The sequence below is a fragment of the Burkholderia sp. MBR-1 genome (genome assembly GCF_013822785.1).
GTDB lineage: Bacteria > Pseudomonadota > Gammaproteobacteria > Burkholderiales > Burkholderiaceae > Burkholderia > Burkholderia vietnamiensis.
Window position 1 is genome coordinate 736133 of the sequence record NZ_CP053609.1, and the last position, 21015, is coordinate 757147.

Sequence of the window (21015 nt, forward strand, 5' to 3'; positions counted from 1 at the left end):
CCGGTTTCCCGCGTAAAATTAGAGTCTTGGCTGCAAAAAGCGCGTTCGCGCGCCGCTGCGGCAACAGTCACGTTTAGAGAAGTCGCATTGCGCAGAACAGGGGTGGGACCATCATGAACACCATGCTTTATCCGGAACTTTACAGGTCGCTCGAGGCAGTCCGCTGGGACATGGAGAAGGACATTCCGTGGGACAAGTTCGACGCATCGCTGCTCACCGACGAGCAGGCGAAGACGATCAAGATGAACGCGATCACCGAATGGTCGGCGCTGCCCGCGACCGAAATGTTCCTGCGCGACAACCAGCACGACAGCGATTTTTCCGCATTCATGAGCGTGTGGTTCTTCGAAGAGCAGAAGCATTCGCTGGTGCTGATGGAATACCTGCGCCGCTTCCGGCCGGAAATGGTGCCGACCGAAGAGGAACTGCACGCGGTGCGCTTCGAGTTCGATCCGGCGCCGCCGCTCGAAACATTGATGCTGCACTTCTGCGGCGAGATCCGCCTGAATCACTGGTATCGCTGCGCGGCCGACTGGCACACCGAGCCGGTGATCAAGCACATCTACGAAACGATCTCGCGCGATGAAGCGCGCCACGGCGGCGCGTATCTGCGCTACATGAAGAAGGCGCTGAACAACTGCGGCGACGTCGCGCGCGCGGCGTTCGCGAAGATCGGCGTGCTGATGGCGTCGGCGCGCCGCACCGAGAAGCCGCTGCACCCGACCAACCTGCACGTGAACCAGGCGCTGTTCCCGCGCGACACCGTGCAGTCGCGCCTGCCCGATCCGGAATGGCTCGAGCGCTGGCTCGACGAGCAGATCCGCTTCGACGGCGAGTGGGAAAAGAAGGTCGTCGACCGCATCCTGCACAACCTGTCGATCCTGTTCGAGCGCACCTTCGCGACCGCGCAGGAGCTGAACCGCTATCGCAAGGAAGTCACGAACCGCCTGCAAGCCGAAAGCGGCCCGTCGTCGGCCGCGCAGCCGGCCTGAGGCCGCGCGGCGTCGCAGCCGGCGTGATGCTGCGCCGGCCGCGTTCGCCGTCGTTCGACGCATGAAGCCCGCCCGGTGGTCCGGCGGGCTTTTTATCTGGCGCCGCCGCGTTGCGTCGCGACGCGCAGCGTGTGCCGCCCACGCCATCCGACCTTCATCATGCCCGCTACTTTCGAACGCAAGCTGATCACCCGCGACGCGCTGGTCGCCCTGCGCGCCTCGCTGCCTTCGCCCGTCGTCTTCACCAACGGTGTGTTCGACATCCTGCATCGCGGCCACGTCACGTATCTCGCCGATGCGAAGGCGCTCGGCGCCTGCCTGATCGTCGGCGTGAACAGCGATGCGTCGGTGCGCATGCTCGGCAAGGGCGACGATCGCCCGATCAATCGCGACGACGACCGGATGGCGCTGCTCGCGGCGCTGGAGAGCGTCGACTGGGTCGTGAAGTTCGAGGAGAAGACGCCGGTGTCGCTGATCGAGGCCGTCCGTCCGGACATCCTCGTGAAGGGCGGCGACTACGACATGGATGCGCTGCCGGAGTCGGCGCTCGTGCGCGGTTGGGGCGGGCGCGCGCTCGCGATTCCGTTCGAGCACGATCGGTCGACCACGGCGTTGCTGAAGAAGGTGCGCGCGCAGCAGCCTTGAGCCGCCGCGCACCGCACCGTCACGGCGCCGAGGCCGGCAACGGCTCCGCAGTGACGGCCGGCGCGGCGATCGGCGCGCCGATCACCGGCTGATCGGTCGCCTGCGCGAGCGGCGTTGCCCGTAACACCTCCGGATGCACCTGCCGCTCCAGCACGCCCGGTTCGCGCGGGCCGGCCGCCGGCAGCGGCCCGAACACGCCGCGCACCGCGACGAACGCGAGCATGTTGGCGAGAAAGAGAACAGCGATCAGCCAGCGCAGCATCGTCGACACTCCTCTTCATGGTTCAGTCGTTCCGCCGTCCGGCGCAATGCCGTCCGGGGTGCGTCAGTCCCGCGCCGCGCCCTCCGCGGCAATCAGCGCGAGCCCGGACAGAATCAGCCCGTCGTGCCGCGTATGCGGCAGCGTCAGCGCGCGCGCGACGTCGTCCGCCGCGCCGCCCGCCAGCACGAGCCGCACCGGCGCCTGCCACGCGGCGGCGAGATCGCGGCACGCGCGTTCGATCAAACCCGCCTGCGCGTACAGGCAGCCGGCCGACAGCGAGCGCGGCGTGTCGATCTGAAACGGTTCGGCGCGCGCGTCGGCGAGCAGTCCGCTCGCGATGTCGGTGCTCAGCGTCGGCAACTGTGCGGTGTGCGTGCCGAGCGCACGCATCATCAGCGCCCAACCGGGCGCGATCAGCCCGCCGGTGAAGCGGCCGTCCGCGCGCAACGCTTCGAGCGTCGTCGCGGTGCCGAACGTCGCGATCAGCAGGTGCTCGTCCGGGAACGCCGCATGGGCGCCGATCAGGCCGGCCCAGCGATCGCTGCCGAGCTGCTCGGGCGACGTATAGCCGTTCGTCACGCCGCACTGCGCGGCGCGCGCGCGGATCGTCGTGCGCGGCAGCGCCGGCCACTGCGCGTCGAGCAACGCGTCGAGGCGGGCGGCCACGTCGGCGCCCGCGACGTTCGAGATCCACGCGCCTTGCGGATGCGGCAGCGCCGACCAGTCGGGATCGGCGCCGCCGTCGCGCGTATGGCCGAACGCGCCGCTCGCGACGAGCGCGCGCTGCGCGTCGGCGAGCGCCCATTTGATCCGGCTGTTGCCGGCGTCGATCAGCAGATGCGGTGCGCTCATTGCGCTTCGCGCAGCGACACGTCGCCGGCGGCGATCGCCTGCACGCCGTCCGGCGTGTCGAGCAGCAGGCGGCCGGTCGCGTCGATGCCCGTCGCGATGCCGCGCGCGCGCTCGACGCCCTGTTCGAGCAGCACGACCTCGCGTCCCGCATAGGCGTGCAGCGCGTGCCAGCGCGGCACGAATGGCGCCAGCCCGTCGCTCGCGAACTGGGCGAGCGCCGGCGTGAGCGCGTTCAGCGCCGCAGCGAGCGTGTCGGTGAGATTCGCCGATGCGCAAGCCGCGGACAGCGCGGCCGGCGGCAACCCGCTCGCGAGCGCCGCGTCGCGCGCGCGCAGCGCATCGACCTGCGCGGCGACCGCTTGCGCGCCGCGCACGTTGATGCCGAAGCCGATCACGACCGCGGTGGCGTCGTCGGTGTTCCACACCGTCTCGATCAGGATGCCGGCGAGCTTGCCGGCGATGCGCGTGGTGTCGCCTTCGGTGCTGGTCAGCAGCAGGTCGTTCGGCCATTTGAGCGCGACGCGCGTGCCGCCGTCGAGCGGCAGCGTCGCGAGCCCTTCCGCGAGCGCGACGCCGATCGCGATGCTCAGGCCGCTGAGCGCGTCGACGGGGCGCGGCACGATGCAGCCGACCGAGCACAGCAGCGCGTTGCCGGGCTGCGCGAACCACGGACGGCCTTGCCGGCCGCGGCCGGCCGTCTGCTCGAACGCGACGCGCACGAGCGGCGCGGGCAGCGCGTTCGCGGTGCGCGGCAGCGCCTTCAGGCGGTTTGCCAGGTCGGCGTTGGTCGAGCCGGTGGCGGCGACGATGTCGAGCGGCCACGCGCGCGGCGCGGCGTCCAGATGGGCGTCGAGCCGGTTGCGCGCGATGTGCGCGTCGCCGGCTTCGGGCTTGTCGGAGGAGGTCGGGGCGTTCATGGCGCCTATTGTAGCGACAGGGCGCGGCCGCGCGTGCCGGGCGGCGCGTCGGGCGGGTGCCTGCGATTGGCGGTTGCACGCACCCGCCCCGCCATCACGGCGCGATCACCGGATGTTTCAATGCATGCGCTGTTTCGATCCACTGCGCGTGGAACTCGGTCGCGTCGGGCCGCAGCCCCAGCTCGCCGTTGCGATACGCCATCGCGAGCGTCTGCACGGCTTCCGGCAGCTCATGCTCCGCCGCGCGGCGATACAGCGCGAGCGCGCGCGCTTCGTCGCGCGGCACGCCGCTGCCGTCGCGGTACGCGTTCGCGAGCATGAAGTCCGCGGCCGGGATGTCGGCGCGCGCGGCGCGCTCGAACCACTGCGCGGCCCGCGCGGGATCGGCCGCGGTGCCATAGCCGCTGCGGTAGATCAGCCCGAGGTAGTACGCGGCCGCCGCTTCGCCGTGGCCGGCCGCTTCGCCGAGCAGCGCGCGGGCGCGCGCGTAGTCCTTCGGCAGGTCGCCGCTGCCGAGCAGCAGCGCCTTGCCGAGCGCGAGCTGCGCCCGTCGTGCGGCCGGTGCGTCGGTTTGTCCGTCGGCCCGCGCCGCGGTTTCGAGCCAGTTGCGCCCCTCGTCGCGCAGCCCCGCCTCGCGCGCGTCGACTAGCGCGATGCCGAGCGCAGCCTGCGCGTCGGCCGAGCCGCGGCGCGCGAGCGTGCGCAATTGCGCGAGCGCGTGCGGTTCGACGGCCTGCGCGACCATCGCCTGCCACTCGTCGATCTGCGCGGCGCTCGGCGCCGGGCCGGCCGCGCGCCAGCCGGTCGCCGCGACCACCGCCGCGACGGTCACGGCCGCCGCCGCCAGCAACGCGGCCGGCGGCAGCTTCGCGCGCACGAGACGCCGCACGGCGGCGGGGAAACCGGCCTCGGCCGGTCGCATGGTGCGGATCGGTTGCATCGTGGCTCGCGTCGTCATTGCGTGAGGTCGATCTCGTAGATGGCGAGGTTCTTGCCCGAGCCGTCGTCGGCGGTGACCTGCGTGAGGCCGGTCAGGCCGGCGGCCGTCGCGTCGGCGAGCCGGTTCGGCGCCGACGTGAACCGCACGTGCGCGAGCGAGCTGGCGAGCTTCGTGAAGCGCCAGCTGCGCTGCGCGCCGTCCGCCGCGCGCGTGATCGTGCCGCGCTTCTTGATGAACGCGATCAGCACGTCGCGGTTCGCGTCGGGCGACGCGAAGATCGTCTTGCTGCCGTCGAGGCCCGGGAAGTTGCCGCCGCCGCTCGCGCGGTAGTTGTTGGTCGCGACGATGAACTGCGCGTTCGGGTCGAGCGGCGCGCCCTTGTACGTCAGGTTTCGAATGCGGCTGCCGACCGGCTGCGTGACGTCGATCTCGTAGGCGAGGTCGGCCGACGTGAACATGTCGAAGTTGTAGCCGGGGAAGCTGCTGACGAGCGGCTGCACGGTCGCCTTGGTCGGGTCGATCGTGTTGAAGCGCTTGGCGGCCGTCTCGAGCCAGTTCTTCACGTCGGCGCCGCTCACCTTCACCGCATACACGGTGTTCGGATACAGGTACAGGTCGGCCGCGTTGTTGATCGCCAGCGCGCCCGGCGCGACGTCGGTGTAGTCGCTGCCGCCGCCGAAGCCGCTCTTGAACGGCGCGCTCACCGACAGCACCGGCAGCGACGCGTACTGCGGCAGGTTCGCCTGCACGTAGGTCTTCACGTAGTCGGCCTGCGCCTCGTTGACGATCTGGATCGCGCCCGGATCGCCGACGTCCGCGAAGTACGAGTTCATCCGGTAGTCGGTCGAGCCGATCGGCGTCTTCACGTAGTCGATGGTCGCCTGGTGCTCGGCCGCGATCGCCGCGGACACCGACGGATCGGCCGCGACGTAGCTCTTGTCGGCGTTCTGGATCGGCCGCGCCTCGACGGTGGTCTGCGACTTGTCGACGCTCCAGGTCTTGCCGTCGAACTTCAGCCCGAGCTTGATCACGCCCAGATGCTTGCCCCAGTAGTTCGCCATCACGGTCGGCACGCCGTTGACGGTGCCCTTCACCTTGTCGACGCCCGGCAGGTTGAATTGTGCGACCGTGCTGTTCGCGTCGGGGAACACCTGGTGCGAATGGCCGATCAGCATCGCGTCGATGCCCGGCACGGTCGACAGCCACCAGCTGCCGTTTTCCATCGTCGGCGAATACGCCGTGTTGTCGAGCCCGCCGTGCGAGATCGCCACGACCAGATCGGCGCCCTTCGCGCGCATCTCGGGGATGTACTTTTCCGCCGCTTCCTTCAGGCCGGTCGTATAGACCTTGCCGTCGAGCCAGCGCTTGTCCCAGCTCATGATCGCGGGCGGCGTGAAGCCGATGATGCCGACCTTCACGGGCGCGCTGACCGTCTTGCCGTCGGGCGTGACGGCCGTGACCGTGCGCGTGAGGATCGTGTACGGCGTGAACAGCGGCGCGTTGGTCTTCGCGCTGATCACGTTGGCGAGCACCTGCGGGAAGTTCGGCCCCGCGCACTTCTTCTGCTGCGCGGGGGCCGGCAGCCCGTCGACGTCGAACGTGTTGCCGGTGACCTGCGACAGGTACGGCAGCCCGTAGTTGAATTCGTGGTTGCCGATCCCGCCGCCGTCGAATCTGGCGGCGTTCATCACCTTGTAGATCGCGAGCGTCTGGTCGCAGCCGAGCGGCTTCACGAGCGCCTGGTAGTCGGCCAGCGCGGTGCCCTGGATCGTGTCGCCGTTGTCGAGCAGCAGCGAGTTCGGATACTGCGCGCGCGCCTGCGCGATCAGCGTCGACACGCGCTCGAAGCCGAGCGAGTTGTCGGCGGCGAGCTTGAAATAGTCGTACGACAGCACGTTGGTGTGCAGGTCGGTCGTTTCGAGCAGCGCGAGCGTCGCCGTCGTGCCGGCGGGCGCCTGGGCCTGCGTTTGCGGCGCCGAAGCGGTGACGTCGTCGCCGCCGCAACCGGCGAGCGCGAACGCGAGGGAGGCGAGCGCGGCGGCGGTGCGCACGCGGCGGCGGGAAAGCGGGGGGAGACGCATCGATTGTCCTGTTCGGGTTCTGTTCTATGGGTCACGCGGTGCGCGGCGCGATGGCGGCGCGGGTGCCGACGGCCTGATGTGCGGCGCGTGAGAGTATCGAAAGGAAACATGACGGAAGAATGAAAGGTGGCGCGCCGCAGGCAGCGCTCGCCGCGCTGCCGCCGCGGCAATGCGCCGCCGCACGGGCGTGGGATGGGCATCGTCACGTCGCGGCGCCGGGCGGTTCGATACAATGGGCGCTGACATTTTTTTGCAAACAACCCGCCCTTGGACATCGACACTCCTCCCGGGCTGTCCGTCGACGCCGGCGAACAGGGCCAGACGGTGCGCCTGTACGGCCAGTGGACCGCGCTCGCGCTCGCCCGCAATCGCGGCGCCATCACGCGCCGCGTCGCGGGCCTCGCGTCCGCGCGCCCGCGCGAATGGGATCTGTCGGGCATCGAGCGGCTCGACCACGTCGGCGGCCAGGCGCTGTGGCGCGTATGGGGCCGCAAGCTGCCGGCCGGCGTCGAGCTGAGCGACACGCAGCGCACCATCTTCGAGCGCATCGAGCGTCTCGACAGCCAGCGCGAGGCGCCCGAGCGCGTCGTGCGATTCGATCCGGTCACGCGCCTCGGGCTGGCGATCTTCACGTTCGGCGAGCATCTGCAGGGCGGCATCGCGATGTTCGGCCGCGTGATCCTCGACGCGCTGTCGGTGCTGCGCCGGCCGCAGACGATGCCGTGGAAGGAAACCTCGGCGAACATCTACAGCGCCGGCGCGCAGGCGCTGCCGATCACCGCGCTGGTCGCGTTCCTGATCGGCATCGTGCTCAGCTATCTGTCCGCGCAGCAGCTGCAGATGTTCGGCGCGAACCGCTACATCGTGAACATCCTCGGGCTGTCGGTGATCCGCGAGCTCGGCCCCGTGTTGTCGGCGATCCTGGTCGCGGGCCGCTCGGGCTCGGCGATCACCGCGCGGATCGGCGTGATGCGCGTGACCGAGGAGCTCGACGCGATGCGCGTGATGGGCATCCCGCACGGGCTGCGGCTGGTGCTGCCGCGCGTGCTGGCGCTTGGCGTCGCGATGCCGCTGCTGGTGATGTGGACCAACATCATCGCGCTGACCGGCGGCGCGCTCGCCGCGAAGTTCGTGCTCGCGATCGACTTCAACTATTTCGTGCGTTCGCTGCCGGGCGTCGTGCCGATCGCGAACCTGTACATCGGCGTCGGCAAGGGCGTCGTGTTCGGGATGCTGATCGCGCTGGTCGCCTGTCATTTCGGCTTCCGGATCAAGGCGAACTCGCAGAGCCTCGGCGAAGGCACGACGACGTCGGTCGTCACGTCGATCACGGTCGTGATCCTCGCCGACGCGGTGTTCGCGATCCTGTTTCAGAACGTGGGGCTCGGATGAGCACGTCTGACCATCCCGCCGCGCAGCCCGCGGCAGCCGGCGCGGGCGCGGCCGGCGCCGCACCTGGCGCGCCCGGCGGCGAGCTCGTGATCGAGGTGCGCAACCTCACCAAGCGCTACGGGCGCAACATCGTCCACCAGAAGCTCGATTTCGACGTGCGGCGCGGCGAGATCGTCGCGATCGTCGGCGGCTCCGGCTCGGGCAAGACGACGCTGGTGCGGCAGATCCTCGGCCTCGAGCGGCCGACGTCGGGCACGATCAAGGTGTTCGGCGAGGATACGTCGACGATCGACGAAGCGAGCGCGCGGCTGATGCGCACGCGCTCGGGGATGCTGTTCCAGCAAGGCGCGCTGTTCTCGTCGATGACGGTGTTCGACAACATCGCGCAGCCGCTGCGCGAGCTCGGCCGCGTGCCGGCAGACCTGCTGCACGACATCGTGATGCTCAAGCTCGAGATGGTCGGGCTGCCGGGCAAGCATGCGTCGAAGATGCCGGCCGCGCTGTCGGGCGGGATGATCAAGCGCGTCGGCATCGCGCGCGCGATCGCGCTCGAGCCGGAGCTGCTGTTCCTCGACGAGCCGACGGCCGGCCTCGACCCGCAGGCCTCCGACGAATTCGTCGAGCTGATCGGGACGCTGCACCGCACGCTCGGGCTGACCGTCGTGATGGTCACGCACGACCTCGACACGATGGTCGCGCTGTCGACGCGCGTCGCGGTGCTGGCCGATCGCAAGGTGCTGGTCGCGGCGCCGGTCGAGGAGGCCGCGGGCGTCGACCATCCGTTCATCCACGAATATTTCCTGGGGCTGCGCGGGCGCCGCGCATTGCAGGCGCTGCCGCCCGAGCGGCGCGCGAAGCTGCCGAAGGCGGCCCTCGAACCGGCGCTGTCGAGCGTCGAGCTGTAGACGAACGCATCAAGCAAGGAACCCGCGAATGGAAAACAAATCACACGCGTTCTGGGCCGGCCTGTTCACGATCGCGCTGACGCTGGCGATCGCGGGCACCGTGTTCTGGTTCAACGTCGACCGCACCGTGCGCGTGCCGTACGACCTGCTCGCGCGCACCAACGTGACGGGGCTGTTCCCCGATGCGGCCGTGCGCTTTCGCGGGCTCGACGTCGGCAAGGTGCAGTCGATCGGCTTCGACCGTACCCATCCGGGCCAGATCCGCATCCGGATTCTCGTCGACCACGACGCGCCGATCACGCAGTCCACTTACGGCAGCCTGGGCTTCCAGGGCGTGACGGGCATCGCGTTCGTGCAGCTCGAGGACACCGGCCGCGACCTCGCGCCGCTGCCGTCGTCGTCGAAGTCGATCGCGCAGATTCCGATGCGGCCGAGCCTGTTCGACCAGATCCAGGAGCGCGGCGACGTGCTGCTGCGGCAGCTCGAACAGGCGGCCAAAAGCGCGAACGAGCTGATGTCGCCGGAGATGCGCGCGCAGCTGCTCGCGACGGCCGCGAGCCTGCAGCACGCGGCGGACGGCGCGGCGGCCCTGTCGAAGCAGCTCGAGCCGGCGGTGGCCGCGCTGCCCGACACGATGCATCAGGTCGATCGCGCGATGGCGTCCGCGAACACGCTGCTGCAGCCGAACGGCCCGCTCGTCGCGAACCTGAACAAGGCCGGCTCGGCGGCCGAGCAGGTCGGCGTCGCGCTGAACGACCTGAACGCACGCGTGCAGTACGACACGCTGCCGCGCTTCAACGCGCTGGCGGGCAGCGTCGGCGATGCGTCGCGGCAATTGAAGGACGTCGCGGGTGAACTCGGCCGCAATCCGAGCAGTCTGTTGTTCGGCTCGCCCGGCCCCGCGCCGGGCCCCGGCGAGGCGGGCTTCGTCTGGCCGGGTACGACGGCCGCGAAGTAGCGCGCCGCCATGCGCTGCCGCCCGCTGTAACCCGCCGCCGCGGCCGCCGTCGGTCGGCGGGCCGCGACGCCCGCGCGACGACGTCATCGAAACCGGAAACCTCATGCAGGAACATGCCATGCCACGAATCCTCGAACGCGCGCTGCGCCCGGCCGCGACCGCGCTCGCGCTGCTGACGCTCGCCCTCGCCGCCGGCTGCGCCGGCAACAGTGCGGCGCTGTCGAACGTCCGCTACGACCTCGGGCCGGCCGCGACGGTCGGCTCGACCGGCACGGGCTCGGCGCTGAAGGTGCTCGACATCGCCGCGCCCGACGCGCTCGACTCCGACAAGTTCGTCTACCGCCTCGCGTATGCGGACGCGCAGCGCACGGCCGTCTATCGCGACAGCCGCTGGACCGCGCCGCCCGCGCAACTGCTCACGCAGCGCCTGCGCGCGGCGTTGTCGTCGCGCGGCGCGGTGCTCGAAGGCTCCGACGGCGTGCGCGCGCCGACGCTGAAGGTCGACCTCACCGAGTTCGAGCAGGTGTTCGACGGGCAATCGCAGAGTCACGGCGCCGTCACCGCGCGCGCGACGTTGATGCAGGACGGCAAGGTGCTCGGTCAGCACACGTTCGTCTCGCGCGCGCCGTCGAGCACGCCCGATGCGGCCGGCGGCGCGAGCGCGCTGGCCGCCGCGAGCGATGAGCTGGTCGCGCAGATCGCCGCGTGGGTCGGCGTGCAGGCGTACGCGGGCACGCCGTGACGCGCGCCGCGCCGCCGCGATGAACGCGATACGCATGCCGCGCGCCTCGTCGCTCGCGCTGCAGGCGTTCGCCGCGTACGCGGCGCTCGTCGTCTATGCGTCGCTGTATCCGTTCGAAGGCTGGGTGTCGCTCGGCATCGGGCCGTTCGACTATCTGTTCGCGCCGCTGCAGCGTTACGTGACCGTGTTCGACGTGGCCACCAACGTGCTCGGCTACATGCCGTTCGGCGCGCTCGGCGTGCTCGCGCTTCATCCGCGCTGGCGCGGCGTCGCCGCGACGCTGGTGGTGACGGGGCTCGGCGTGCTGCTGTCGGGGACGATGGAGGCGCTGCAGACCTATCTGCCGACGCGCGTCGCGTCCAATCTCGATCTCGGCGCCAATGCGCTCGGCGCGCTGCTCGGCGCGTCGCTCGCGGCGCCGGCCACCGGCGCGCTGCTCGATCGCGGTGCGTTGCGGCGGCTGCGCTTCGCGTGGTTCGAGGCCGACGGCGCGACGCCGCTGCTGCTCGGTGCGCTGTGGCCGTTCGCGATCCTGTTTCCGTCGCCGTTCCTGTTCGGCATCGGCGACTGGCCGGCCGCGCTGTGGGAGCGCGCGGACCGGTCGATGCAGGACGCGCTGCTCGCCTGGCTGCCGGCCGCATGGCACGTGAGCGAATGGCCCGAGCGCGTGGACGGCTGGCTGTCCGATTCCGGATGGGAAGCCGCGCTCGGCGCGCTGATGCTGTTCGCGGCGCTCGCGATCGCGTCGCTGCCGATGCGCCCGAGCGCGCCCCGCGTGCGGCTGCTGATCGCGTTCGTCGCGGCCACGCTCGCGCTGAAGGCGGCCGCGACCTTCATGCAGTCGAGCACCGGCCTCGTCGTCGTGTGGGCGACGCCCGGCGCGCGGCTCGGCATCGAGCTCGGCTTCGCGGCGGCGCTCGTCGCGCTGCGCGTGCCGCCCGCGTGGCGGGCGCTGCTGGCGGCCGTCGCGCTGTTGGCGGGCGTCGCGCTCGTGAACCTGCTTCCGGTGAACCCGTTCTTCGACTTCACGCTGTCGGGCTGGCGGCAGGGCCGCTACGTGCACTTCAACAGCCTCGCGCGCTGGCTCGCATGGATCTGGCCGTACGCGGCGCTGCTCTGGCTCGGCCAGCGCGTCGAGCATGCGTGGCTGCCGGGGCGGGGGCGGAGCTGACCGGAGCTGACCGGAGCTGACCGGAGCTGACCGGAGCTGACCGGAGCTGACCGGAGCTGATCGGTGCTGACCGGTGCTGACCGGTGCTGACCGGAGCTTGACCGGAGCCGGGTTGGTGCTGCGCCCGGGCGGCGCCGGCTCGCCGCCCGGCGTTCCGGCCGCCGACGTTGCCGCGCGCCGGTCGCTATAATCGAGCGCACCTCCGTTGCACCTGCGACGGCTCTCGCCCCTCTTTGCGTCCGGCATCGCGCCGGGCCGCTCGTCACCATCATGGATTCCTACTACCAGCACCACGTCTTCTTCTGCCTGAACCAGCGCGAACCGGGCGCCGAGCGTCCGAGCTGCGCGCAATGCGACGCGCAGACCATGCAGGAATACGCGAAAAAGCGCGTGAAGGAACTGGGCCTCGCGGGGCCCGGCAAGGTTCGCATCAACAAGGCCGGCTGCCTCGACCGCTGCGAGGAGGGGCCGGTGATGGTCGTGTATCCGGAAGGCACCTGGTACACGTACGTCGATCAGGCGGACATCGACGAGATCGTCGAATCGCACCTGCGCGACGGCAAGGTCGTCGAGCGCCTGAAGATCTGAGCGGGCGGCCCGGATGAACGTTCATACGCAGAAATCGCTGATCGCCGGCCCGGTCGGCCAGATCGAAATCGCGGTCGACCTTCCCGACGCCGTGCGCGAGCGCAGCGCCGCGCCGCGCGGCATCGCGCTCGTCGCGCACCCGCATCCGCTGTTCGGCGGCACGATGGACAACAAGGTCGCGCAGACGCTCGCGCGCACGCTGGTCCAGCTGAACTACGTGGTGTACCGGTCGAACTTCCGCGGCGTCGGCGCGACCGAGGGCGTGCACGACAACGGCATCGGCGAGGCCGACGACCTGCTCGCGGTGCTCGCGCACATGCGCGCGCAGCCGGGCCTCGCGGAGCTGCCGCTGGTGCTCGCCGGGTTCTCGTTCGGCACCTTCGTGCTGTCGCATGTCGGCAAGCGGCTGCGCGACGCGGGCGAGGCGATCGAGCGGATGGTGTTCGTCGGCACCGCGGCGAGCCGCTGGCAGGTCGCCGACGTGCCGGAAAACACGCTCGTGATCCACGGCGAAACCGACGACACCGTGCCGATCGGATCGGTCTACGACTGGGCGCGGCCGCAGGAGCTGCCGGTCGTCGTGATCCCCGGCGCCGAGCATTTCTTCCATCGCAAGCTGCACGTGCTCAAGCGCATCATCGTCGACGCGTGGCGTTGAGCGGTTGAACCGAACCGGCCGCGATGTCTCGCGGCTGGGTTGTCGGGTTCTTGGGTTGCCGTCCGACGGATCGACTGCCCGGTAGTCTTGCGGCTCGACAGAGCGATGGGCAGCCGTACAGTCGTACAGCCGTACAGCCGTACAGAGCGAGAGTTCGATAGCTCGATGGCTCGATGGCTCGATGGCTCGATGGCTCGACGGATCGACGGCTTGTCAGATCGACCGATCGACGGATCGACGGATCGACAGGGCGACAGCCGGGCAGGGCAATAGAACGACCGCCCGTCTACGAGCCCGCCCCCGCACATCCCCATCCCGCACACCCCCGCCCCGCACCGTCCACCCCCGCCGCCACGCTTCGAAATCCGAACGGCCGCGCAACTTGCACGCCGCCTGCACGCGCCTTTCGCGCGGCTTCGACGACGCTTGCCCGCTACGCAGCCGCGCTATCCTGCGCGAGCCGATGTGCGCCGACTTGCCGCCCGACTCGACGCCCGGTTCGCGAAAACGCCGTTCGCGGCCACGTATAATGGCCGCATTTCGCGTCGCCGGCGGCCCGGCTGGCCCATGCGGCGCTCGTTTCTCCGCCGCTGCGCCCGCTCGCGCGCGGCCGCGAACCGAACGCGTCCGCACGAGTCCAACCGCCGCGTTTCGCGCCGTCCGACGCAGTCGGGCGCATGCCCGGAACGCCCGCCGCCTTGCCGTTCAACCGTGCGCATTTCGCGCCGCACTTTCTGCCATCAGCCTGAATCGATCATGCGTCTGTCTTCCCAAGGCCTCAAGTCTCTCGCTTCTTCCATCGCCTTCGGCACCGCCGCGCGCAACGTCGCGCTGGGCGTGATGCTGCCCGTCGCGCTCGCGTCGACGATCGTCGTCGCCGAGGCGAAGCCGGCCGCCAAGGCCCGTGCCGCGCATGCCGCGCCGGCCGCCGCCGAGCAGTCCACCGGCGCGCCCGCGACCTTCATGCCGGGCGCGGTGCCGCCGCCGGGCGTGAACGCGCGCTCGTGGGTGCTCGTCGATGCGACCAGCAACACGGTGCTGGCATCCGGCAACGCCGACGAACGCGTCGAGCCCGCATCGCTCACCAAGCTGATGACGGCCTACCTCGTGTTCGAAGCGCTCGACAAGAAGAAGATCTCGATGGAGCAGATCGTCACGCCGAGCGAGGCGGTACGCCGCGTCGGCCGCGACGAGTCGCGCATGTTCATCGAGGCGAACAAGCCGGTGTCGGTGCACGACCTCGTCTACGGGATGATCATCCAGTCGGGCAACGACGCGGCGATCGCGCTGGCCGAACTGGTCGGCGGCAGCGAAGGGCAGTTCGTCACGCTGATGAACGACGAGGCGCAGCGCCTCGGCATGAAGGGCACGCACTTCGCCGACGTGAACGGCATGCCCGACCCGAACCACTACACGACGGCCGGCGACCTCGCGAAGTTGTCCGCACACCTGATCCGCGATTTTCCGCAGTACTACGGGATCTTCTCGGAGAAGGAATTCAAGTACAACAACATCCGCCAGGGCAACCGCAACCGCCTGCTGTGGCTCGATCCGACCGTCGACGGCCTGAAGACCGGCCATACGCAAGCGGCCGGCTACTGCCTGATCGCGTCGGCCAAGCGCGCGATTCCGGGCGTCGACGGCCAGCGCCGCCTCGTGTCGGTGATGATGGGCGAGCCGAAGGAGGGCGACCGCACCGCCGACAGCATGAAGATGCTGAACTACGGCTATAGCGCGTTCGACTCGGTGCGTCTGTTCAAGGGCGGCCAGGCGATGTCGACGCCGCGCATCTACAAGGGCAAGGCCAACACCGTGCAGGTCGGCGTGAAGGGCGACCAGTGGGTGACGGTGCCGCGCGGCTTCGGCGACAAGGTGAAGACGGAAGTCGACGTCAACGCGCCGCTGATCGCGCCGCTCGCCGAAGGCCAGCAGGTCGGCACGGTGAAGATCGTCGCCGACGGCAAGGCGCTGTCGGAATTCCCGGTCGTCGCGCTGCAGGCGGTGCCGGAAGCCGGCATCTTCGGCCGCATCTGGGACTCGATCCTGCTGATGTTCAGCAAGAAGAAGTAAGCGCGACGGGCCTTTGTTTCCACGACTTCATCCCCATCTGATATCGCCATGAGCCAAGCCGAATTCGAACCGATCGTGTACCTCAGCGTGTCGTCGCAGGAGGAGCTGGTGCCGCTGTCGCAAGCGCGCGTGCCGGTGCTCGACCGCGGGTTCATCTTCGGCGACGGCGTGTATGAAGTCGTGCCCGTCTACGCGCACGACGGCGCGCACGTGCCGTTCCGGATCGATCAGCATCTGGAGCGGCTCGCGCGCAGCCTGAAGAAGATCGGCATCGACGATCCGCACGACGCGCCCGGCTGGCGCGCGCTGATCGAGCGCGTGGTCGAGGCGAACGCGCCCGGCCTCGGCGACGGCCATGCGCTCGTCTACCTGCAGGTCACGCGCGGCGTCGCGAAGCGCGGCCATGCGTTCCCGGCGCACGCGGTGCCCACCGTGTTCGCGATGACGAGCCCGCTGCGCCTGCCGTCGGCGGACGAGCGCGCGCGCGGCGTGCGCTGCGTGACGGCCGAGGATCGCCGCTGGCTGCATTGCGACATCAAGTCGATCTCGCTGCTCGGCAACGTGCTGATGGCGCAGCATGCGGCGGAGCGCGACGCGTTCGAGACGATTCAGCTGCGCGACGGCAACGTGACCGAAGGATCGTCGTCGAACGTCTGGATCGTGAAGAACGGCGAGCTGTTCGCGCCGCCGCGCAGCAACAGGATTCTCGAAGGCATCCGCTACGCGCTGCTCGAGCAGCTGGCCGACGAATGCGAAGTGCGGTTCGTCGCGCGCGAGATCAGCGAGGTCGAGTTGCGCGCGGCGGACGAGATCATGCTCACGTCGGCCACGAAGGAAATCCTGCCCGTCACGTCGCTCGACGACCTGCCGGTCCACGGCGGCACGCCTGGGCCGGTATTCGCGGCGTTGTACGACGCGTACCAGCGCGCGAAGGCGCGCGAGTTTGAACAGTTTGACCTAACCCGGAGAAAGTGATGAGCGAACCGACCAAAACCATCGAGGTAACCGGCGCGATCGATGCGCGGAAGGAGTCGCTGCTCGAGTTTCCGTGCGATTTCCCGATCAAGATCATGGGCAAGGCGCACCCGGAGTTCAAGGACACGATCTTCAAGGTCGTGTCCGTGCATGACAACGAGATCGACGTCGAGAAGATCGAGGAGCGCGCATCGAGCGGCGGCAACTACACGGGCCTGACGATCACCGTGCGCGCCACGAGCCAGGCGCAACTCGACGACATCTATCGCGCGCTGACCGGCCATCCGATGGTCAAGGTCGTGCTGTGACGATGCGCGTGCGCGTTCTCGTTCGCGCGCCCTAAGCGCTTCCCGTCCTTTCCTGTGCGCGCGCGGCGGGAAGCGCACTCGCCGCGTGCCGCGCGTCCAGTTCGTCGCAGCGCCGCCGGTATTCGGCGACTTCCTGCAGCAGCCACGCCCTGAACGCCTGCACGCGCGGCGTGGCGATCAGCGGCGGCGGACACACGAAAAAGTAGTGCCACGGGCTCGGCCCGGCGATGTCGAACAGCCGCACCAGCCGCCCGGCGAGCAGATCGTCCACGGCGAGCGAACGGCGCACCAGCGCGATGCCCTGGCCCTCGATCGCGGCCAGCAGCAGGTTCGACGAATCCTGATACAGAATTCCCCGCTTCGGCTCGGTCAGCGTATCGAGCCCGGCCGCGTTGAACCACGGCCGCCACAGCTCGTCGTCCGAGCGCAGCAGCCGGTAGTGCGCGAGATCGGCGGGCGTCTGCGGCAGCTTGCCGCCGTTCAGCGTCGGCGAGCATGCGGGAAAAAACACCTCTTCGAACAGCGGCTCGACATGCAACCCCGGATAGTTGCCGGAGCCGAAGCGGATCGCGAGATCGACGTCGTCGCGCGCGAAATCGGTCAGCGAGTTGGTCGACTGCAGCTCGACGTCGATTTCCGGATGCCGCTCGATGAACGTGCCGATGCGCGGCGTGATGAAGCGCGCGGCGAACGACGACAGCATCGACACCACCAGCCGCCGTCCGCGGTCGCTCGCGCGCACGTCGCGGGTCGCGTCGGCGATCACCATCAGCGCGGCGCGCACCTGCTGCGCATAGCGCATCCCGGCGTCGGTCAGGCACAGCCGCTTGCCGTTGCGCGTGAACAGCTGCACGCCGAGCTCGTCCTCGAGCGCGCGCACCTGGTGGCTGACCGCGCCGTGCGTGACGTACAACTCGTCGGCGGCGCGGGAGAAATTCTCGTGACGGGCGGCGGCTTCGAACGCGCGGATCGCGTTCAGCGCGGGCAGCTGGCGGAGGTCCATTTGCTAATTTTCCTCACATCGACGTGAAAATTGGTCGTTTGGTCGGGCGCCCCTGGATGACTACGATTGTAGCCATCGAAGCATTTATTGGCGGAGACGATCATGCAAGAAATTTCTTCAAGCATCACGTTCGAAATCCCCGCGGGCGAAACCGTGCCGATGAAGGTGCAACGCAGCACGCGCCTGACGGTGCAGCGCGGGCCGTTGTGGGCGACGCGCAGCAACGACGTCGAAGACTACTTCCTGGTGGACGGCGAGACGCTGCGGCTGCGCCGCGGCGAACGCCTGTGGCTGAGCGCGGAAAGCGCGCAGGGGGCGTACGTCGCGTTCTCGGTGTCGCGCCCGGCGGCCGAGGTCGCGCGCGGTGCGCTCGCGCGGCTGCGCGAGCGCGTGAGCGCGTTGCTCCACGACGGCTGGCGCACCGTCTGACGCGGCTTTCGTCGGACGGATGCGTGCGATCCGTCCCCTTCCGCTGCCGGCGGGACCGGTGGGTTTTCGGTAAACTACCGTCCATGTCCGTCTCGCCGGTTGCCATCGTGTCCACGCCCGTCGCTGTTTCCGCATCGCCCGCCGGCTCGCCGGCTCAGCACGACGCGCCGCTCACCGTGCGCTGGCGCGGCACCGAGGCATACCGGACCAGCTTCGACGCGATGCGCGCGTTCACCGATGCACGCACCGCCGAGACCCCCGACGAGATCTGGATCGTCGAGCATCCGCCCGTCTACACGCTCGGCCAGGCCGGCGACCCGGCCCATCTGCTGGTGGCCGACAGCGGCGTGCCGCTCGTGAAGGTCGACCGCGGCGGGCAAATCACCTATCACGGCCCCGGCCAGATCGTCGCCTACCTGCTGCTCGACTTGCGCCGGCGCAAGCTGATGGTCCGCACGCTGGTGACGCGGATCGAAGAGGCCGTGATCGAAACCCTCGCGGCGTATAATCTCGCTTCGGTCCGCAAGGCGGGCGCGCCCGGCATCTACGTGGCATCCGGCGTGCACGAGGGCGCGAAGATCGCGGCCCTCGGCCTGAAGATCCGCAACGGCTGCAGCTATCACGGGCTGAGCCTGAACGTGAAGATGGATCTGCGCCCGTTTCTCGCGATCAACCCGTGCGGCTATGCCGGACTGGAAACCGTCGACATGGCGAGCCTCGAGGTTGCCGCCGACTGGAACGACGTCGCCCGCACGCTGGTCGGGCGCCTGATCGCCAACCTCGACGGCGCATCCGCGGCCGCCGACAAGCCGCACGCACTGGAACATTCGAATGACTGACGTTACCGCTTCCCCCGCCCCGGCCGATCCGGCCGCGACCCCTGCCTACGATCCCACCGCCAAGCAGAAGGCGCAGGCGAAGACGGCGCGCATCCCGATCAAGGTCATTCCGATCGAGAAGCTGAAGAAGCCCGAGTGGATCCGCGTGAAGGCGGCCACCGGCAGCTCGCGCTTCAACGAGATCAAGACGATCCTGCGCGAGCACAACCTGCATACCGTGTGCGAGGAAGCGAGCTGCCCGAACATCGGCGAATGCTTCGGCAAGGGCACCGCGACGTTCATGATCATGGGCGACAAGTGCACGCGCCGCTGCCCGTTCTGCGACGTCGGCCACGGCCGTCCCGATCCGCTCGACGCGGATGAACCGAAGAACCTCGCCCGCACGATCGCCGCGCTCAAGCTCAAGTACGTGGTGATCACGAGCGTCGACCGCGACGACCTGCGCGACGGCGGCGCCGCCCACTTCGTCGAGTGCATCCGCGAAACGCGTGCGCAGTCGCCGGACACGCGCATCGAGATCCTGACGCCGGACTTCCGCGGCCGTCTCGATCGCGCGATCTCGATCCTGAACGCCGCACCGCCCGACGTGATGAACCACAACCTCGAAACGGTGCCGCGCCTGTACAAGGAAGCGCGCCCGGGTTCGGACTACGCGCATTCGCTGAAGCTGCTGAAGGACTTCAAGGCGCTGCATCCGGACGTCGCGACCAAGTCGGGCCTGATGGTCGGCCTCGGCGAGACCGAAGAGGAAATCCTGCAGGTGATGCGCGACCTGCGCGCGCACGACGTCGACATGCTGACGATCGGCCAGTATCTGCAGCCGTCGGAGCACCATCTGCCGGTGCGTGCATACGTGCATCCGGATACCTTCAAGATGTACGAGGAAGAAGCGTACAAGATGGGCTTCACGCACGCGGCCGTCGGCGCGATGGTGCGCTCGAGCTATCACGCCGATCTGCAGGCGCATGGGGCCGGCGTGGTCTGAGCGTCGCGTCTTCGCATCATGCGGGCGCCGCAGGTGTGCGCCGCCCGTCATGCAGTCAAAGCAAGCCCGCAGCGATGCGGGCTTGTTCGTTTTGGGGTGCGTTACAGGCACCGGCTGTCCGCGCACGCCGATCGTCGCCCGTGCGGATGCGCGATCCAATCGAACGTGCAAAGCAAAGCTGAAACGCCGTCGATAGCTTCGCAGGATAAGTTCGCTCCCGCCGCGCGCAAAGCTCGTAAAGTCGGCTCTCCCGCAGCAATGCCCGTATTCGAAGGAGAGCCGCATGTCCCGTTTCAGCTTCATCCGCCGCGCCGTCGTCGCGCTGACCGCCTTTGCCGCGCTCGGCGCGGCGCACGCCGAATCGCGCGAAGTCGTGATCGCGTACCAGGACATGGTCGTGCCGTGGCGCTACGCGCAGGCGAGCGGTGAAGTCGAGAAGGCGACCGGCTACAAGGTCACGTTCCGCAAGCTCGACAGCGGCGCCGACGTGATCCGCGCGCTTGCGTCGGGCTCGGTGCAGCTCGGCGAGGCCGGCTCGAGCCCGATTGCGGCCGGTCTGTCGCAAGGGCTCGACATTTCGTTGTTCTGGGTGCTCGACAACATCAACGACGCCGAGGCGCTGGTCGCGCGCAACGGCTCCGGCGTGACCAGCATCGCCGCGCTGAAGGGCAGGAAGATCGGCGTGCCGTTCGTGTCGACGTCGCACTTTCATACGCTGGTCGCGCTGCAGGCCGCCGGCGTGAACCCGAACGACGTGAAGATCGTCAACCTGCGTCCGCCGGAAGTCGCGGCCGCGTGGGTGCGCGGCGACATCGACGCGACCTACATCTGGGACCCGGTGCTCGCGAAGGTCAAGCAATCGGGCACCGTGCTGACGACGTCGGGCCAGGTCGCGAAGCAAAGCGGCAAGGCGACCTTCGACGGCTTCGTCGTGAGCCGCAAGTTCGCGCGCGAGAACCCCGAGTTCGTCGCGCGTTTCGTGAAGGTGCTCGCCGCAGCCGATGCCGATTACCGCGCCCATGCGGCCGCGTGGAAGGTCGGCTCGCCGCAGGTCGCGGCGGTCGCGAAGGTGTCCGGCGCGAACGCGCAGGACGTGCCGGCCAGCCTCGCGCTGTACGCGTTCCCGACGCCCGCCGAGCAGGCGTCGCCGACGTGGCTCGGCGGCGGCGCGCAGTCGGGCGCCGCGAAGTCGCTCGCGGCCACCGCCGCATTCCTCAAGACGCAGGGCACGATCCAGACGGTCCTGGCCGATTATTCGGTCGGCGTCGATCCGCAGTTCGTGCAGAAGGCGGCGCGCTGAGCG

The 21015-nt window shown here is 69.4% G+C and carries 22 protein-coding genes; 16 read left to right on the plus strand and 6 right to left on the minus strand.

Annotated elements, in window-relative coordinates:
* Nucleotides 1-113 precede the first annotated feature (113 nt).
* On the plus strand, nucleotides 114-992 hold the full coding sequence (locus tag MBR110_RS03420) for a ferritin (protein ID WP_011886157.1): 879 nt from the start codon (nucleotides 114-116) through the stop codon (nucleotides 990-992).
* Between the two features lie 159 nt (nucleotides 993-1151).
* Entirely contained in the window at nucleotides 1152-1637 is a 486-nt protein-coding gene (gene rfaE2, locus MBR110_RS03425; protein ID WP_011886156.1) for a D-glycero-beta-D-manno-heptose 1-phosphate adenylyltransferase, read from the plus strand.
* Between the two features lie 19 nt (nucleotides 1638-1656).
* Here rfaE2 and MBR110_RS03430 read toward each other — a convergent pair whose 3' ends face one another.
* From MBR110_RS03430 to MBR110_RS03450, 5 genes are all read right to left on the minus strand, one after another.
* Complete coding sequence (locus tag MBR110_RS03430) at nucleotides 1657-1899, minus strand: hypothetical protein (protein WP_011886155.1); 243 nt, start codon at nucleotides 1897-1899, stop codon at nucleotides 1657-1659.
* Between the two features lie 63 nt (nucleotides 1900-1962).
* Nucleotides 1963-2751: a type III pantothenate kinase gene (locus MBR110_RS03435; protein ID WP_014723732.1), complete on the minus strand. Its 789-nt coding sequence runs from the start codon at nucleotides 2749-2751 to the stop codon at nucleotides 1963-1965.
* Entirely contained in the window at nucleotides 2748-3668 is a 921-nt protein-coding gene (locus MBR110_RS03440) for a biotin--[acetyl-CoA-carboxylase] ligase (protein WP_014723731.1), read from the minus strand. Before MBR110_RS03440 ends, MBR110_RS03435 begins: the two co-directional genes overlap by 4 nt.
* Nucleotides 3669-3762: 94 nt before the next feature.
* Nucleotides 3763-4608: a tetratricopeptide repeat protein gene (locus MBR110_RS03445; protein ID WP_181709248.1), complete on the minus strand. Its 846-nt coding sequence runs from the start codon at nucleotides 4606-4608 to the stop codon at nucleotides 3763-3765.
* A gap of 14 nt (nucleotides 4609-4622) precedes the next feature.
* The gene (locus MBR110_RS03450; protein ID WP_034192528.1) at nucleotides 4623-6689 is read right to left on the minus strand and encodes a bifunctional 2',3'-cyclic-nucleotide 2'-phosphodiesterase/3'-nucleotidase; all 2067 of its coding nucleotides are present in this window, start codon (nucleotides 6687-6689) and stop codon (nucleotides 4623-4625) included.
* A 267-nt stretch (nucleotides 6690-6956) separates the two neighbouring features.
* On the opposite strand from MBR110_RS03450, the gene MBR110_RS03455 reads away from it, so the two are divergent.
* From MBR110_RS03455 to MBR110_RS03500, 10 genes are all read left to right on the plus strand, one after another.
* Nucleotides 6957-8081 carry an MlaE family lipid ABC transporter permease subunit gene (locus MBR110_RS03455; protein ID WP_011886150.1) on the plus strand — a complete coding sequence of 375 codons (1125 nt, stop codon included), beginning with the start codon at nucleotides 6957-6959 and terminating at the stop codon, nucleotides 8079-8081.
* Entirely contained in the window at nucleotides 8078-8986 is a 909-nt protein-coding gene (locus MBR110_RS03460; protein ID WP_014723727.1) for an ABC transporter ATP-binding protein, read from the plus strand. Before MBR110_RS03455 ends, MBR110_RS03460 begins: the two co-directional genes overlap by 4 nt.
* Nucleotides 8987-9014: 28 nt before the next feature.
* Complete coding sequence (locus tag MBR110_RS03465; RefSeq protein WP_011886148.1) at nucleotides 9015-9944, plus strand: MlaD family protein; 930 nt, start codon at nucleotides 9015-9017, stop codon at nucleotides 9942-9944.
* A 118-nt stretch (nucleotides 9945-10062) separates the two neighbouring features.
* A complete protein-coding gene (locus MBR110_RS03470) occupies nucleotides 10063-10686 on the plus strand; it encodes an ABC-type transport auxiliary lipoprotein family protein (RefSeq protein ID WP_011886147.1) in 624 nt (207 codons plus the stop codon).
* Nucleotides 10687-10705: 19 nt separating this feature from the next.
* A complete protein-coding gene (locus MBR110_RS03475) occupies nucleotides 10706-11857 on the plus strand; it encodes a VanZ family protein (protein WP_060044307.1) in 1152 nt (383 codons plus the stop codon).
* 270 nt (nucleotides 11858-12127) lie between these two features.
* Complete coding sequence (locus MBR110_RS03480) at nucleotides 12128-12445, plus strand: (2Fe-2S) ferredoxin domain-containing protein (protein WP_011886145.1); 318 nt, start codon at nucleotides 12128-12130, stop codon at nucleotides 12443-12445.
* Between the two features lie 13 nt (nucleotides 12446-12458).
* A complete protein-coding gene (locus tag MBR110_RS03485) occupies nucleotides 12459-13103 on the plus strand; it encodes an alpha/beta hydrolase (RefSeq protein WP_059568255.1) in 645 nt (214 codons plus the stop codon).
* Between the two features lie 756 nt (nucleotides 13104-13859).
* Nucleotides 13860-15173 carry a D-alanyl-D-alanine carboxypeptidase family protein gene (locus tag MBR110_RS03490; protein ID WP_011886143.1) on the plus strand — a complete coding sequence of 438 codons (1314 nt, stop codon included), beginning with the start codon at nucleotides 13860-13862 and terminating at the stop codon, nucleotides 15171-15173.
* A 48-nt stretch (nucleotides 15174-15221) separates the two neighbouring features.
* A complete protein-coding gene (locus tag MBR110_RS03495) occupies nucleotides 15222-16148 on the plus strand; it encodes a D-amino acid aminotransferase (RefSeq protein WP_045578747.1) in 927 nt (308 codons plus the stop codon).
* Entirely contained in the window at nucleotides 16148-16456 is a 309-nt protein-coding gene (locus MBR110_RS03500) for an HP0495 family protein (RefSeq protein ID WP_011886141.1), read from the plus strand. The genes MBR110_RS03495 and MBR110_RS03500 overlap by 1 nt, the downstream gene beginning before the upstream one ends.
* Before the next feature lie 31 nt (nucleotides 16457-16487).
* Here MBR110_RS03500 and MBR110_RS03505 read toward each other — a convergent pair whose 3' ends face one another.
* Nucleotides 16488-17459: a transcriptional regulator GcvA gene (locus MBR110_RS03505; protein WP_011886140.1), complete on the minus strand. Its 972-nt coding sequence runs from the start codon at nucleotides 17457-17459 to the stop codon at nucleotides 16488-16490.
* 102 nt (nucleotides 17460-17561) lie between these two features.
* Here MBR110_RS03505 and MBR110_RS03510 point away from each other — a divergent pair, with 102 nt between their 5' ends.
* From MBR110_RS03510 to tauA, 4 genes are all read left to right on the plus strand, one after another.
* Nucleotides 17562-17888, plus strand: coding sequence for a DUF2917 domain-containing protein (locus MBR110_RS03510; protein ID WP_011886139.1), 327 nt, complete (start codon nucleotides 17562-17564; stop codon nucleotides 17886-17888).
* 83 nt (nucleotides 17889-17971) lie between these two features.
* Nucleotides 17972-18727: a lipoyl(octanoyl) transferase LipB gene (gene lipB / locus MBR110_RS03515; protein WP_181709166.1), complete on the plus strand. Its 756-nt coding sequence runs from the start codon at nucleotides 17972-17974 to the stop codon at nucleotides 18725-18727.
* On the plus strand, nucleotides 18720-19712 hold the full coding sequence (gene lipA / locus MBR110_RS03520) for a lipoyl synthase (RefSeq protein WP_011886137.1): 993 nt from the start codon (nucleotides 18720-18722) through the stop codon (nucleotides 19710-19712). The genes lipB and lipA overlap by 8 nt, the downstream gene beginning before the upstream one ends.
* Before the next feature lie 283 nt (nucleotides 19713-19995).
* A complete protein-coding gene (gene tauA / locus MBR110_RS03525; RefSeq protein ID WP_046429478.1) occupies nucleotides 19996-21012 on the plus strand; it encodes a taurine ABC transporter substrate-binding protein in 1017 nt (338 codons plus the stop codon).
* Nucleotides 21013-21015 lie beyond the last annotated feature (3 nt).

Excerpts from the sequence above, each read along its gene's own strand:
- MBR110_RS03420 (WP_011886157.1), top strand. The coding sequence starts at position 114 with ATGAACACCATGCTTTATCCGGAACTTTACAGGTCGCTCGAGGCAGTC.
- rfaE2 (WP_011886156.1), top strand. The coding sequence starts at position 1,152 with ATGCCCGCTACTTTCGAACGCAAGCTGATCACCCGCGACGCGCTGGTC.
- MBR110_RS03430 (WP_011886155.1), bottom strand. The coding sequence starts at position 1,899 with ATGCTGCGCTGGCTGATCGCTGTTCTCTTTCTCGCCAACATGCTCGCG.
- MBR110_RS03435 (WP_014723732.1), bottom strand. The coding sequence starts at position 2,751 with ATGAGCGCACCGCATCTGCTGATCGACGCCGGCAACAGCCGGATCAAA.
- MBR110_RS03440 (WP_014723731.1), bottom strand. The coding sequence starts at position 3,668 with ATGAACGCCCCGACCTCCTCCGACAAGCCCGAAGCCGGCGACGCGCAC.
- MBR110_RS03445 (WP_181709248.1), bottom strand. The coding sequence starts at position 4,608 with ATGCAACCGATCCGCACCATGCGACCGGCCGAGGCCGGTTTCCCCGCC.
- MBR110_RS03450 (WP_034192528.1), bottom strand. The coding sequence starts at position 6,689 with ATGCGTCTCCCCCCGCTTTCCCGCCGCCGCGTGCGCACCGCCGCCGCG.
- MBR110_RS03460 (WP_014723727.1), top strand. The coding sequence starts at position 8,078 with ATGAGCACGTCTGACCATCCCGCCGCGCAGCCCGCGGCAGCCGGCGCG.
- MBR110_RS03465 (WP_011886148.1), top strand. The coding sequence starts at position 9,015 with ATGGAAAACAAATCACACGCGTTCTGGGCCGGCCTGTTCACGATCGCG.
- MBR110_RS03470 (WP_011886147.1), top strand. The coding sequence starts at position 10,063 with ATGCCACGAATCCTCGAACGCGCGCTGCGCCCGGCCGCGACCGCGCTC.
- MBR110_RS03475 (WP_060044307.1), top strand. The coding sequence starts at position 10,706 with ATGAACGCGATACGCATGCCGCGCGCCTCGTCGCTCGCGCTGCAGGCG.
- MBR110_RS03480 (WP_011886145.1), top strand. The coding sequence starts at position 12,128 with ATGGATTCCTACTACCAGCACCACGTCTTCTTCTGCCTGAACCAGCGC.
- MBR110_RS03485 (WP_059568255.1), top strand. The coding sequence starts at position 12,459 with ATGAACGTTCATACGCAGAAATCGCTGATCGCCGGCCCGGTCGGCCAG.
- MBR110_RS03490 (WP_011886143.1), top strand. The coding sequence starts at position 13,860 with ATGCGTCTGTCTTCCCAAGGCCTCAAGTCTCTCGCTTCTTCCATCGCC.
- MBR110_RS03495 (WP_045578747.1), top strand. The coding sequence starts at position 15,222 with ATGAGCCAAGCCGAATTCGAACCGATCGTGTACCTCAGCGTGTCGTCG.
- MBR110_RS03500 (WP_011886141.1), top strand. The coding sequence starts at position 16,148 with ATGAGCGAACCGACCAAAACCATCGAGGTAACCGGCGCGATCGATGCG.
- MBR110_RS03505 (WP_011886140.1), bottom strand. The coding sequence starts at position 17,459 with ATGGACCTCCGCCAGCTGCCCGCGCTGAACGCGATCCGCGCGTTCGAA.
- MBR110_RS03510 (WP_011886139.1), top strand. The coding sequence starts at position 17,562 with ATGCAAGAAATTTCTTCAAGCATCACGTTCGAAATCCCCGCGGGCGAA.
- lipB (WP_181709166.1), top strand. The coding sequence starts at position 17,972 with ATGTCCGTCTCGCCGGTTGCCATCGTGTCCACGCCCGTCGCTGTTTCC.
- lipA (WP_011886137.1), top strand. The coding sequence starts at position 18,720 with ATGACTGACGTTACCGCTTCCCCCGCCCCGGCCGATCCGGCCGCGACC.
- tauA (WP_046429478.1), top strand. The coding sequence starts at position 19,996 with ATGTCCCGTTTCAGCTTCATCCGCCGCGCCGTCGTCGCGCTGACCGCC.